Here is a 13628-nt window from a genome sequence, read left to right as displayed (position 1 = left end):
CCGGCGGTGGTTGAATACCGCCCGGTCTAAAAGGAGAGTTTAACATGAGTCTGGATATCGACCAGATTGCCCTGCATCAGCTAATCAAACGTGATGAACAAAATCTGGAACTGGTGCTGCGTGAGTCATTACTGGAGCCGACAGCGACCGTTGTGGAGATGATGGCCGAACTGCATCGGGTCTACAGCGCTAAAAATAAAGCCTACGGCCTGTTTAACGAAGAGAGCGAGCTGGCCCAGGCTCTGCGTCAGCAGCGTAAGGGGGAAGAAGAATTCCTGCCCTTCAGTCGGGCGGCCACCGGTCGTCTGCGTGACGAACTGGCGAAATATCCCTTCGCTGAAGGCGGTATTGTGTTGTTTTGCCAGTATCGCTATCTGGCGGTGGAATACCTGATGGTGGCGGTGCTCAACAATCTGAACAGTATGCGCGTCAATGAAGAACTGGATATCAGCGCCACGCACTATCTGGATATCAATCATGCCGATATTGTCGCGCGTATTGATTTAACCGAATGGGAAACCAATCCGGAATCCACCCGTTATCTGACCTTCCTGAAAGGCCGGGTAGGGCGCAAAGTGGCGGACTTTTTTATGGATTTCCTTGGGGCCAGCGAAGGGCTCAATACAAAAGCGCAGAACCGCGGTTTGTTACAGGCGCTGGATGATTTCGCCGCTGATGCGCAGCTGGATAAATCTGAGCGCCAGAACGTGCGCCAGCAGGTTTACAGCTACTGCAATGAACAGTTGCAGGCCGGAGAGGAGATAGAGCTGGAGTCACTGTCCAAAGAGCTGGCGGGCGTCAGTGAGAAGACGTTTCAGGAGTTTACCGCCGAACAAGGCTACGCGCTGGAAGAGAGCTTTCCGGCGGATCGCAGTACTCTGCGCCAGTTAACCAAGTTTGCCGGCAGCGGCGGCGGGTTAACCATTAATTTTGACGCTATGCTGCTGGGGGAGCGGGTGTTCTGGGACCCGGCGACGGATACCTTAACCATTAAAGGCACGCCGCCAAATCTGCGCGACCAGCTGCAGCGCCGTACTTCTGGCGGAAATTAAAGGCTAAAAATCCTGGTGTCAGGTCGTCATACCGCCCGGTAAGCTCGTCATCAGGATGTTTATGCTGTGTCGTTTGTGAGTGCGAGTCAAAACCAGATCAAACCCGACGAATAGCGCTTAACTGGCCAGCAGGGTGCGCTGAGGGCGTAGACGCTATCTCTTGCTTTATCGCTGCGCCAAAACAAAACGCCCCGGACCTTGCGGACCGGGGCGCTTGCCATACAACGTTCAGTCGGCGATTAAGCGCGAACGAAGTCGATGTGAGCCAGCTTCGGCTTGAACGGGTGACGCTGAACAGCCTGAGCTTTAACTTTCTCTTCTTTGCCATCAACAACGATGGTCAGAACTTCGCTGTAGAACTCAGCATTGTTCTGCAGGTTCCACACTTTGTCGTGATCCAGTTCAATTGCTACTGGCGCAGCTTCACCGCCATAGATGATGGCCGGGAATTTGTTAGCTGCACGCAGGCGGCGGCTCGCACCCTTACCCTGCTCTTTACGTACTTCTGCGTTGATAGTAAACATTGATGTCTCTCTATATATAAATCCTGCTACAGGCGACCCAGCAACAGGCAGATTATCTGCTTTGCGAATGCAAAAGCGGGCGGCATTATAGCCGCCAACGGTTTTTGCAGCAACCAAAACCTCAGCCGCAGAGGCGATTAACGCAATTCATTGGCCCGCCGGAAGCGCCCCTGATAATCGAACACTTTTTCCCGTACCTGCCAGTATTGTCCCTTCATGCGGGCAACAACAAAGTCGGGATGGCGCAACAGCGCCTGCTGAGCGAGGATGTCTGCTGGTGTTATCCAGCGTAGCGGCACGCCAGGCGTTCGGGTATGCGGGCGGATAAACAACTGCTCAAAGGCGGTGCGCTGGGCGGGCGTCTGCAGGCGGAAGCGCTCACTCACATCCGTGCCGTCCTCGTCGTAATAGGTGATTTTCAGCCACGCGCCTTTCTCATCATGACCCTGTTGTAACGCCATTCCGCTACAGCGCAATACCAGCGCATCTTTGAGTTTTAGCGCCGCTTTCAGCATATCGTCTGGATCCACCAGAATCGTGTCGCACTCACGGCAGCGTCGGGCGGCGATATCGTTTTCCGCGTTGCACTGGGGGCAGTTTTTAAAGCGGAAGCGAAAATCGCACTGCTCACGATGGCCTTCATCATCTTCAAACCAGCCCTGGCAGCGGCGACCGAAATGCTCAATCAGCGTGCCGTCGGCGGTGGTTTTCCCCCAGAAGGTATTGGCGAATCCGCAGGCAGGGCAGAACACCTGCACGGGAACGTTGTCACTTTTGCCTTTTGGCGTGCCGACTTCCGGTGCATACAGATCGTGCGGGTTTCCGGCATAGTCGAGGATCAGACAATCGGTTTTACCGGGGGCCAGTCGCAGGCCGCGGCCAACAATCTGTTGGTAAAGACTTACCGACTCGGTGGGGCGGAGTAGGGCGATCAGATCGACATGCGGCGCATCAAAACCGGTGGTCAGCACCGCGACGTTAACCAGATAGCGATACTGCCGTGCTTTAAATGCCTCAATGATGCGATCCCGCTCAGTTCCCGGCGTGTCACCGGTAATTAATACCGCTTCACCCGTCGGCAGTAATCCCGTCACTTCCCGGGCGTGTTCAACGGTGGCGGCGAAAATCATCACCCCTTTGCGGGTTTGGGCAAATTCAACAATCTGGCTGATGATGTGCGGGGTCACGCGCTGCTGCTTTTTTAGTTCGCGGTTCAGGTCGGCTTCGCTGAACAGGCCGTTGCTTTGTGCCTGCAGACGGCTAAAATCATACTGCACCACCGGCATATCCAGCCGCTCAGGGGGCGTGAGGTAGCCGTTCTTAATCATATAGCGCAGCGGCAGTTCATAGATGCAGTCACGAAAAAACGCCTTCTCATCGCCACGTACCATCCCGTGATAATGGAACTGGTAAATCCAGCCCTTTCCGAGACGAAATGGGGTGGCGGTCAGCCCCAGCAGACGCAGATGTGGGTTAACTTGCCGGAGGTGGCTGATGATCTGTTGATATTGGCTGTCATCATCATCACCGATACGGTGGCACTCATCGACGATAAGCAGCGAAAACTCATGCTGAAACTGCGCGAGATTGCGGGCGACCGACTGGACGCTGCCAAACACCACTTTGCCGTGGCTCTCTCTACGCTTCAGGCCGGCCGCAAAGATATCCGCCTCCAGGCCAAGCGCACAATATTTAGCGTGGTTTTGCGCCACCAGCTCTTTAACGTGCGCCAGCACTAACACACGACCGCGCGCCAGGCGCGCCAGTTCGGCGATCACCAGGCTTTTACCCGCGCCAGTCGGCAGGACGATGACTGCGGGGTGCCGATGGCGGCGAAACCAGGCAAGGGTGGCGTCGACCGCCTCTTTTTGGTAGGGACGTAATGTAAAGGTCATGGAATGTATAGCGCTTAATTAACTCGCGAATAGTATGCCACGAATCTTTTCCCTTGAGTGGTGTTAAGAGCTTGTTATACTACCCTAAGATATTCTTCTTTTCGGGCGTATTGCCCGCTCCAGCACTCTTTACAGGCTAAAAAATCTCATGCGACTTGATAAGTTTATCGCTCAGCAACTTGGCGTTAGCCGGGCTATTGCCGGGCGTGAAATCCGCAGCAGCCGCGTTACCGTGGACGGCGAAATTGTAAAAGACTCTGCTTTCAAACTTTTGCCGGAACATGGCGTCGAGTATGACGGCAATCCCCTGGTTCAGCAGCATGGCCCACGCTACTTTATGCTTAATAAGCCGCAAGGTTACGTTTGTTCCACCGATGACCCTGATTACCCGACGGTGCTTTACTTCCTTGATGAACCGGTAGCGTATAAGCTGCATGCCGCTGGCCGCCTCGATATTGATACCACCGGCCTGGTGCTGATGACCGATGATGGTCAGTGGTCGCACCGCATTACTTCTCCCCGTCATCATTGTGAAAAAACCTATCTGGTGGAACTGCAAAATCCGGTGGATGAAACCACCGCAGAGCAGTTTGCCAAAGGCGTACAGCTACATAACGAGAAGAGCCTGACTAAGCCAGCGGTGCTGGAGGTGATCACGCCGACCGAAGTTCGTCTGACCATTAGCGAAGGGCGCTACCATCAGGTTAAGCGGATGTTTGCCGCTGTGGGTAACCATGTGACGGGTCTGCATCGTGAACGTATTGGCGACATTATCCTGGATGAGTCGCTGGGGCCTGGTGAATATCGTCCGCTGACGGCAGCAGAAATTGCCAGCGTCGGTGGTCAACATGCGCGGAGTAAAACGTGACGGCAAAGCAGAATGCTTCATCCGGGATTGTGTTTATTCTGGGCCTGCTGGCCATGCTGATGCCGCTGTCGATTGATATGTACCTCCCGGCGCTGCCGGTGATTTCGGCGCAGTTTAACGTGCCGGACGGCAGCGCGCAGATGACGCTTAGCACCTATATTCTGGGATTTGCGTTGGGGCAGCTTTTATATGGTCCGATGGCGGACAGTTTCGGTCGTAAACCGGTTATTCTCGGCGGCACGCTGATTTTTGCGGCGGCGGCGGTGGCCTGCGCGCTGTCGCAGACCATTGTTATGCTGATAACCATGCGTTTCTTTCACGGCCTGGCTGCGGCGGCGGCCAGCGTGATCATTAATGCCCTGATGCGCGATATCTATCCAAAAGAGGAGTTTTCGCGGATGATGTCGTTCGTCATGCTGGTGACCACCGTCGCGCCGCTGGTGGCGCCAATGGTCGGCGGGGCGGTACTGGTATGGTTTAGCTGGCATGCGATCTTCTGGATCCTCGCGGTGGCGGCGCTATTAGCGTCAGTGATGATCGCGTGTTTTATCAGCGAGACCCTGCCGGTGGAACGTCGGCAGAAGTTTCATATTCACACCACGCTGGGGAATTTTGCCACCCTGTTTCGTCATAAGCGGGTACTGAGCTATATGCTGGCGAGTGGTTTTAGCTTCGCCGGGATGTTTTCGTTCCTGAGCGCCGGTCCGTTTGTTTATATCAATATTAATCACGTTTCACCGCAGCATTTTGGTTACTATTTTGCGCTGAACGTCGCGTTTCTGTTTGTCGTGACCATGATCAATAGCCGTTTTGTGCGGCGGATTGGGGCACTGAATATGTTCCGCACAGGGCTGTTGATTCAGTTTGTGATGGCGATCTGGATGGTGGTGTGTGCACTGTTGGATGTTGGCTTTTGGTCGCTGGTATTTGGCGTGGCGGCGTTTATCGGTTGCGTGTCGATGGTGTCTTCCAACGCCATGGCGGTGATTCTTGATGAATTTCCGCATATGGCTGGCACTGCATCTTCGCTGGCCGGTACGTTTCGTTTTGGCATCGGCGCGATTGTTGGCGCCCTGTTGTCAATGGCGACCTTTACCACCGCCTGGCCGATGCTGGTGTCTATCGCTTTTTGCGCCAGCGCTTCCATTCTGTTTTACCTCTATGCCAGCCGGCGGCGCAAAAAGTCGCATGCTGAGTGATCTTCAGGGACGTTATCGCGAGTGCCGATTGGCTAAGCGAGGCATCGGCGGTGTTTTCTGTTGTATTTGCCAGCCGGAAGCGCTTTTCGGTGGTTCTGGCGAAGGAGTGCTTTTTCTTTTGCCCGTTTGGGTCAGTCGCCTGTTCCGTTCACGCTAAGTGCTGTGGAGATGAGTCATATCCGCGGCGTGTGAACGGCCAGCCGAGGGATCGTCAAAAGCAGATAAATGGCCAGGCATCAGGCATTACCGTCCCTTTATTGAGGTATATCTTGATGCATATCAACCGAAAACGGCTTCACGGTTTGGTGGTTTGTTTCTTTTATGTAAAATCAAATCGCTCAAAAAGTCGCATTGATGCGATAAAAAAGTTGTTTTAGATCACAGAAACGGGTACATATAGCCCGAACATATTCCATCTACACAATTATAAACTTTTGCATTACAAATCAGCAACACAATGATGATGCAGGTGTAAGCGTTTTCTGTGAGGAACTGGGACAACTTGTCAAGAATGTGTTAGCATTAATGTGAATTTATTGTGAAGTATTTTGCTTCCGGGGAAAACAAGTGAATAAACTGCAACTCTCTATCGTACACCGCCTGCCGCAGAGCTACCGCTGGCTGCCGGGTTTTGCGGGTTCAAGAGTTGAACCGATTCCGCAAAATGGCGTTCAGAGTGAAAACAGCCTTGTGGCGCTAAAGTTACTCAGTCCGGATGGCGAAAAAGCATGGCCGGTTATGCATAAGCTCAGCCAGGCGCTTAGCGATATCGAAGTCGATTGCTCGATTGTGGAATGCGAAGGAGAACCGTGCCTGTTTGTTAATTGTCAGGACGAGTTTGCCGCAACCTGTCGGTTGAAAAATTTCGGCGTGGCGATTGCGGAACCTTTCTCTGGTAATAACCCATTCTGAACGTCAGCTCAGCGCCAGTAGCTGACGGGTGTACTCCTGTTGCGGAGCAGTAAACACGCGCTCGCACTCTCCCTGCTCGACGATTTCTCCCTGCCGCAGCACGATGACCTGATGACACAATGCCCTCACGACGCGCAGGTCATGGCTGATAAAAACATAGGTCAATTGATGCTTTTGCTGTAACGTTTTCAGCAAGGCAAGGATTTGCGCCTGTACCGTTTTATCCAGTGACGATGTCGGTTCATCCAGCACGATAAGCTGAGGCCTGACGACCAGCGCCCTGGCGATAGCGATACGCTGACGCTGACCGCCGGAGAAGGCGGCAGGGTAGCGGTGGCGCGACTGCGGATCGAGCCCAACCTCTTGCATGGCCTGAATCACCGTCTGCTCACGTTCGGCAACGCTGAGCGTTGGCTGATGAACCCGGAGTCCCTCTTCGATAATTTGCAGGACGTTGAGCCGCGGGTTCAGCGATGAGTTCGGGTCCTGAAAAACAATCTGCATGCGACGACGGAGCGGCAGCATCTGCCGACGACGGCGTCCCTGAAGTGATTTGCCCTCAAAGGTGATGGCTCCGGTTGAATCAATCAGGCGCAGGAGCGCCAGCCCGGTGGTGCTTTTGCCTGAACCTGACTCACCGACCAGGCCCAGAGTTTCTCCGGCACGTAAACGAAAACTAAGGCCGTTAACCACCCGGTTATGTTCAACGACTCGCCGCAGGAGCCCTTTACGTATCGGGAAGGCGATACTCAGGTTTTCCGCCCGCAGTAATTCGCGCGCATCGGCGGCGAGCGGCACGGGATCGCCCGATGGCTCGCTATCCAGCAGGCGACGGGTATAAGGATGCCCGGGAGCAGCGAACAGCCTCTGGCAACTGTTCTGTTCGACGCAGCGGCCATTTTGCATTACCGCGACGCGGTCGGCGAGCTGGCGCACGATACTCAGGTTATGAGTGATAAACAGCAGCCCCATATTTAACTCTTGCTTCAGTTCGCGCAGCAGCGAGAGGATTTGTGCCTGAACGGACACATCCAGCGCGGTGGTGGGTTCGTCGGCGATAAGCAGCTCCGGGCGGGTCAGCAGCGCCATGGCGATCATGACCCGCTGACGTTCGCCGCCGGAAAGCTGATGGGGATAGTCGGCCAGCCGTCGGGGCGCATTGCGGATCCCCACGCGCTCCAGACAGTCGAGAATTTCTCCACGCGCCGCTTCTTTGCGCATCCCGCGATGTAAAGAGAGCACTTCGTATAGCTGCTTTTCCAGAGTGTGCAGCGGATTGAGCGACACCATTGGTTCCTGAAAAATCATCGCGATGCGGTTACCGCGTATCCCGCGTAGCGTGCGTTCATCCGCATGCAGCAGCGACTGACCGTGGAAACGGATATCGCCGTCCGGATAACTGACCGGCGGCGAGGGGAGCAGCCGCAGCACCGATAACGCTGAAATGCTTTTACCCGAGCCGGATTCGCCCACCAGCGCCAGGGTTTGACCAACGTCGATTTGCAGCGACAGTTCGCTGACGATAGTCGTGGTTTTTCCCTGCTGACGAACAGCAATCGACAGGTTGTCAATGTCTAACAGAGGTTGCGTCATGCTATACCGCCTTACTCGGATCAAAAGCGTCGCGAACCGCTTCACCGATAAAAATCAATAACGTCAGCAATACCGCCACGGAAAGAAAGGCGGTAATGCCCAGCCACGGTGCCTGAAGATTGTTTTTGCCCTGTAAAAGCAGCTCCCCCAGAGAAGGGGAACCCAACGGCAGGCCAAAACCAAGAAAATCCAGCGAGGTCAGCGTGGTTATTGAACTGCACAGAATAAACGGCAGGAAGGTAAGCGTCGCGACCATCGCGTTAGGCAGCATATGACGCAAAATAATCGCGCGATCGCTGACGCCAAGCGCCTGCGCGGCGCGAATGTAATCATAGTTACGGGTGCGCAGGAATTCGGCGCGAACGACGCCGACCAGCGTCATCCAGCCGAACAGCACGGTAATGGCCAGCAGCCACCAGAAATTGGCCTGGACCACGCTTGAAAGCAGGATAATCAGAAACAGCGTCGGCATTCCTGACCAGACTTCGATAAATCGTTGTCCCCAGAGATCGATCTTCCCGCCATAATAGCCCTGGATAGCACCGGCCATCACGCCCAGTACGCTGGAGAAGAGGGTCAGCAGCAGGCCAAAGAGAACGGAAATACGCGTGCCGTACAGGATGCGTGCCAGCACATCGCCGCCATTGGCATCGGTGCCCAGCCAGTTTTGCCTTGACGGCGGTGAGGGAAACGGGCTGTTGGTGGCGAAGTTGATGGTTGACGCCCCGAAGCGAACCGGCGCCCATAGTATCCAGCCGTTATCCTCCAGCCGCTTTTGCAGCCACGGGTCCTGATAGTCGGCGGCAGTGGCAAAGCGGCCGCCAAAGGTGGTTTCGCTGTAATTTTTTAACAGCGGAACATAAAGGCTGCCGCGGTATTGCACCAGTAGCGGTTTATCGTTGGCAATCAGCTCGGCGCACAGGCTGCAGGCGAAAAGCGCTAAAAACAGCCACAGCGACCAGTAGCCGCGACGGTTGTGGCGAAAGCGCGTCCAACGATCCTGATTGGCGGGACTGAAGAATGACATTAGCGGCCCTCAAAATCGATACGCGGATCGACCAGCGTGTAGCTGATGTCGCTGACGATATTCAGCAGCAGGCCAATCAGGGTAAAAATATACAACGTGCCGAACATTACCGGGTAATCGCGAGAAACGGTGGCCTCATAGCCCAGCAAGCCCAGGCCGTTTAGCGAGAACATCACCTCAATCAGCAGTGAACCGGTAAAAAACATACTGATAAAGGTGGCCGGAAAACCGGCGATCACCAGCAGCATGGCGTTACGGAAAATATGCCCCCAAAGGATCTGCTTTTCGCTTACGCCCTTGGCGCGGGCGGTAACGACGTATTGTTTGCGGATCTCATCAAGAAAGCTGTTTTTAGTCAGCATAGTGAGCGCGGCAAAACCGCCAATCACCGTCGCCAGCACCGGTAAGGTGATATGCCAGAGATAGTCGACGATCTTTTGATACCACGGCAGACTGTCAAAGTTGGCGGACACCAGCCCGCGCAGCGGAAAGAGATCGAAATAGCTGCCGCCGGCAAAGATAACGATCAGCAAAATCGCGAACAGAAACGCCGGGATAGCATAGCCGATAATGATCAGCGTGCTGCTCCAGACGTCAAAATGGCTGCCGTTGCTGACCGCCTTGCGGATACCGAGTGGGATCGACACCAGATAGATGATGAGCGTACTCCACAGGCCAAGAGTGACGGAGACCGGCAGGCTGTCTTTAATTAACTGCAGTACCGATGAGCTGCGGAACAGGCTATCGCCGAAATCAAAGCGCAGATAATCACCGAGCATTTTCAGATAGCGCTCGTAGATCGGTTTATCAAAGCCGTAACGATGGGTTATCTCGGCAATGACTTCTGGATCAAGCCCTCGCCCGCCGCGATAGTGACCATCGCTGATGTTACCGACGCCTGTCCGCACATGTCCGGCGCGCATCCCGCTTTCTCCCGCGCCGGGCAAGCTGCCGCGATCGCCAAACTCAATTGCCGCGATGGCCTGATCGACCGGGCCGCCGGGAGCAATTTGCACAATAAAAAAGTTTATGGTGATGATCGCCCACAGCGTAGGGATGATCAGCAGTAACCGGCGGAGAAGATATGCGCCCATCATAATTCCTTAACGTCTGTCCGCAGGGAGTCTGGCCGCTTTGCTTGCATCGTACCACCAGTTTTCAAAACCGGATGAGTAGACCGGGCGCGTATGCGGAAAGGAGAATTTGTCCCAGTATGCGGTTCGATTCTGCGCCATATACCACATCGGCAGCATGTAATAGTTCCATGTCAGCACACGATCAAGCGCCCGACCCAACGGCAGCAGTTTTTGTTTATTGCCCTGCCAGCGAATAATTTGCGCAATGAGCTGGTCAATGGCCGGATTTTGTACGCCAGGGGCATTGTAGCTGGAATTAATATATTCCGAGCCCCAGGAGATTTGTAGATCGGTGCCGGGCCAGGGCGTGGCGAGCCAGACGGTTGGCATCATATCGTAATCCCGGCTGCGCTTACGGTTGCTGTACTGGGAATTATCGACCTGGCGAATATCCATCACGATCCCGAGCCGCTGAAGATTGTGCCGGAAGGGCAGAACCCAGCGATCGTTACTTCCGGAGGGAAGCAGCAGCTCAAAGCGTAATGGTTTGCCGCTCTGCGCGTTAACGCGCCGCTGGTTTTTTACCACCCAGCCCGCCTGATTAAGGATGGCATCCGCTTTAAGGAGATTTGCGCGTTCGAAACCATCGCCGCTGGAAACCGGTGGTTGATATATTTGCGTGAAGACCTCGGCAGGGATCTCGTGTTTCAGCGGCGTCAGCAGGGCCAGCTCGGCGGCATCAGGGTAATCGCGCGCGGCGTATTCCGTATTCTGAAAGAAGCTATTGGCGCGGCTGTAAGCGTGATAAAACAGCGCTTTATTCATCCATTCAAAATCAAAGGCGAGGGTAATGGCTTCGCGAACCCGGCGGTCGGCAAATACCGGACGCTGGATATTAAAGGCCAGCCACTGCGTGTTCTGTGCGGAAGTGCTGGTATATTCGTCTTTGACGATATAGCCGCGGGTAAAGTTACGCCCGACATAGCGGGTAGCCCAGTTTCTGGCGACACTTTCTTCACGGCGGTCGACAGCACCGGCTTTGAAGGCTTCAAAAGCGACGTTGTCATCCAGATAGTAGTCGTAACGTAGGGTGTCGAAATTCCAGCGTCCGCGATTGACGGGTAAATCGGCTGCCCAGTAGTCCTTTACTCGCGAATAGGTGATGAACTGGCCCATTCGCCAGGCCGTCACGCGATAAGGACCGCTGGCCAGCGGCGGAGAGGAGAGCGGATCGCTGAGCTTATGATTTTTCCAGAATTTTTCCGGCAGCACCGGTAGGGAAAACAGGCTGAGCATGTTCTCTTTGCCCGGTTTCGCCAGCTCAATACGTACCGTTAGCGGGGCGATGGCTTTCACCGTGGTTCCTTTATAGTAGAGGCGAAACTGCGGAACTCCCTCGGTCATAAACTTGTGAAAAGTAAAAGCGACATCGCTGGCGGTTATTGGGCTGCCATCGTGATAGCGGGCATGCGGATTGAGAGTGATTTCCATCCAGGAAAAGTCATCGGCGTAACGGGCATGTTCGGCGATGAGCGGATAGTAGCTGCCCGGTTCATCGTCAGAGGAGGTGAACAGGGTATCGTATAGCGCGTCGGTACGAACCCCCGGATTTCCACGCATGGCGTAGCGATTAAAGTTGTCAAAAGTACCGATTGCCGCAAGGGTAATCGTGCCGCCTTTCGGCGCATCGGGGTTGGCATAATCGTAGTGCGTAAAGCCCGCGGCGTATTTGGGCTCGCCGATAATGGCGAATGAGTCGCTCTCTTTAATTGCTTGCGCCTGGCTATGCAGGCTAAATAAGGTCAGCAGTATCAGGCTGAAACGTACAAAAATAACCAGGATATCGTCCTCCAATAACAGGCCTGAAGCGGACTGGCTGCTGATAGCGGAATAATAAAGGACACTCAGCAGGTTGTGAAATATTTTGCCGGCTCATGGCGGGCGGCGATCAGCGCCTCCAGCGTCAGCGGCCGACTTATCCAGTATCCTTGCAGATAGTGTACGCCGCGCTGGCGCAGCCATTCAGCTTGTTCCGGTGTTTCCACGCCTTCGGCGACGGTAGCGAGTTTCAGACGGCGGCTCAGCATGATGACCGCATCCAGCACTGGCGAGGTGACGGTCTCGGTTCCGATGGCCTGAACGAAGCCGCGGTCAATCTTCAGGTAGTCGAAGTTATAGCGCTCCAGATAAATTAGCGCGCTATGGCCGGTGCCAAAATCATCAATTGCAATTTCACAGCCTTGTTTGTGTAGCCAGTCGAAGTTCTCCAGCGAACGATTTTTGTCGATCATCGCGCGTTCGGTTATTTCCAGCACCACGGTAAAGTGGTTGGCGGGCATAGCGGCGGCGAACTGCTGAAGATCCTGCCGAAAGCTATCGGCATGCAGGTGGGCAGGGGAAATATTTATTCCAAGCTTGCTGCCTGCCGGCAGGAGGCGTTGCAGCGTTGGCGCATCACGGGCAATCAGTTTTAACAGATGGCGGGTAAGGGGAATAATTATCTGCTGGGCTTCGGCAAAGTTGATAAAAACATCGGGTGGGATCTCTCTGCTCACCGGATGCCGCCAGCGCAGCAGCACTTCAAGCCCGCTGATTTGAAGCGTGTCAGACTTCACGACGGGTTGATAGACAACGTAAAATTGCTCGTTTTTGATTGCCAGCAGTAATTCCTTACGCGGGTCGGATTTGGTTGTCAGAACGTAATCGCTTAAAAGTCCGGCCAGGAGACCGCATATTATGCCCGGCAGCAGGGCAAACGAGAGGTTTTCCGTCAGCCACTTGTTGCCATAGAGATAGATTTTCAGCGGCAGGCCGTCAATTTGCGCCTGTCGTATGGGGCGCGCGGGCTGCGTCTGCAGGTCGACAAGCCGGTTACTGAAAGTGGAGATGGCCGAGTGGTTAATGGCCAGGGCCAGGCCGCTGGAATCACTCTGTCGTGCTGAATAGAGAATGTTCGACATCTGATTGGCATTAATCGCGACAAATATACCGTCTTTCCCGCCTTGTGGGCTGCGGACCCACATCGCCAGTGCGGGGCTCTGCGGCATCATGGGCGTCCCAGGCAACATGGCCATATCGACTGCTTTCGTCATATTAAGCTGCGGGATTAACTGGTTCAAAGGCGTGTTCATTGCGCCAGTTGCGGAAGAACAAAACACGCGCCCCTTTTTTACCAGCAGAAAGGCGCGTACGTTTGGGCTAAACGCCGCATGGGCCGTTAATCCGGAGACAATGTTTCCACAGGGCTGATTTACCTGGGGTTGCAGTTCATCAATAGTCTGAATTAAATCGTGGAAATAGTGTTTCAGATAAGCGTGAACATGGGTGATGATGGCGTCAAAACGCTCCTCCCGATTGTGATAAATCACCATCAACTGGATACAGACAGCCAGCAGGGCGGCAGCGAAACCGATACCTATACTGGTCTGCCAGATTTTACGTCGGGGAGAGAAGTGACAGGTTGGCATTATAAGTCAGTCCGT

At 54.5% G+C, this 13628-nt stretch carries 11 protein-coding genes; 4 read left to right on the top strand and 7 right to left on the bottom strand.

What is annotated here, in order from left to right; translation table 11 throughout:
* Nucleotides 1-44: 44 nt before the first annotated feature.
* Nucleotides 45-1052, top strand: a complete 1008-nt coding sequence (gene yejK, locus FE839_RS06450) for a nucleoid-associated protein YejK (protein ID WP_138360018.1) — start codon at nt 45-47, stop codon at nt 1050-1052.
* Between the two features lie 239 nt (nt 1053-1291).
* On the opposite strand, the gene rplY is transcribed toward yejK, so the two are convergent.
* Both rplY and radD read right to left on the bottom strand, forming a co-directional pair.
* The gene (gene rplY / locus FE839_RS06445) at nt 1292-1576 is read right to left on the bottom strand and encodes a 50S ribosomal protein L25 (RefSeq protein WP_138360017.1); all 285 of its coding nucleotides are present in this window, start codon (nt 1574-1576) and stop codon (nt 1292-1294) included.
* 137 nt (nt 1577-1713) lie between these two features.
* A complete protein-coding gene (radD, locus tag FE839_RS06440) occupies nt 1714-3471 on the bottom strand; it encodes a DNA repair helicase RadD (protein WP_138360016.1) in 1758 nt (585 codons plus the stop codon).
* A 148-nt stretch (nt 3472-3619) separates the two neighbouring features.
* Between radD and rsuA the strand changes: the two genes are divergently transcribed.
* The 3 genes from rsuA (at nt 3620) to FE839_RS06420 (ending at nt 6450) form a co-directional block, all read left to right on the top strand.
* Nucleotides 3620-4339, top strand: a complete 720-nt coding sequence (gene rsuA, locus FE839_RS06435) for a 16S rRNA pseudouridine(516) synthase RsuA (RefSeq protein ID WP_138360015.1) — start codon at nt 3620-3622, stop codon at nt 4337-4339.
* A complete protein-coding gene (locus FE839_RS06430) occupies nt 4336-5538 on the top strand; it encodes a Bcr/CflA family multidrug efflux MFS transporter (protein ID WP_138360014.1) in 1203 nt (400 codons plus the stop codon). The genes rsuA and FE839_RS06430 overlap by 4 nt, the downstream gene beginning before the upstream one ends.
* Nucleotides 5539-6105: 567 nt before the next feature.
* Entirely contained in the window at nt 6106-6450 is a 345-nt protein-coding gene (locus FE839_RS06420) for a YejG family protein (protein ID WP_138360012.1), read from the top strand.
* A 3-nt stretch (nt 6451-6453) separates the two neighbouring features.
* Here FE839_RS06420 and yejF read toward each other — a convergent pair whose 3' ends face one another.
* The 5 genes from yejF to FE839_RS06395 all read right to left on the bottom strand — a co-directional run bounded on the left by yejF (nt 6454) and on the right by FE839_RS06395 (nt 13613).
* Nucleotides 6454-8043, bottom strand: coding sequence for a microcin C ABC transporter ATP-binding protein YejF (yejF, locus tag FE839_RS06415; RefSeq protein ID WP_138360011.1), 1590 nt, complete (start codon nt 8041-8043; stop codon nt 6454-6456).
* Nucleotide 8044: 1 nt separating this feature from the next.
* Nucleotides 8045-9070 (bottom strand): ABC transporter permease, encoded by a 1026-nt coding sequence (locus FE839_RS06410; RefSeq protein ID WP_138360010.1) that lies wholly within the window; start codon nt 9068-9070, stop codon nt 8045-8047.
* Nucleotides 9070-10164 carry a microcin C ABC transporter permease YejB gene (locus tag FE839_RS06405; protein ID WP_138360047.1) on the bottom strand — a complete coding sequence of 365 codons (1095 nt, stop codon included), beginning with the start codon at nt 10162-10164 and terminating at the stop codon, nt 9070-9072. Before FE839_RS06405 ends, FE839_RS06410 begins: the two co-directional genes overlap by 1 nt.
* Before the next feature lie 9 nt (nt 10165-10173).
* A complete protein-coding gene (locus FE839_RS06400; RefSeq protein ID WP_138360046.1) occupies nt 10174-11979 on the bottom strand; it encodes an extracellular solute-binding protein in 1806 nt (601 codons plus the stop codon).
* 71 nt (nt 11980-12050) lie between these two features.
* Nucleotides 12051-13613, bottom strand: a complete 1563-nt coding sequence (locus FE839_RS06395; protein ID WP_138360009.1) for a cyclic di-GMP phosphodiesterase — start codon at nt 13611-13613, stop codon at nt 12051-12053.
* Nucleotides 13614-13628: the final 15 nt, after the last annotated feature.

The sequence above is a fragment of the Klebsiella indica genome (genome assembly GCF_005860775.1).
Classification (GTDB): Bacteria; Pseudomonadota; Gammaproteobacteria; order Enterobacterales; family Enterobacteriaceae; genus Klebsiella; species Klebsiella indica.
This window is presented reverse-complemented; position numbering and strand designations above follow the sequence as displayed.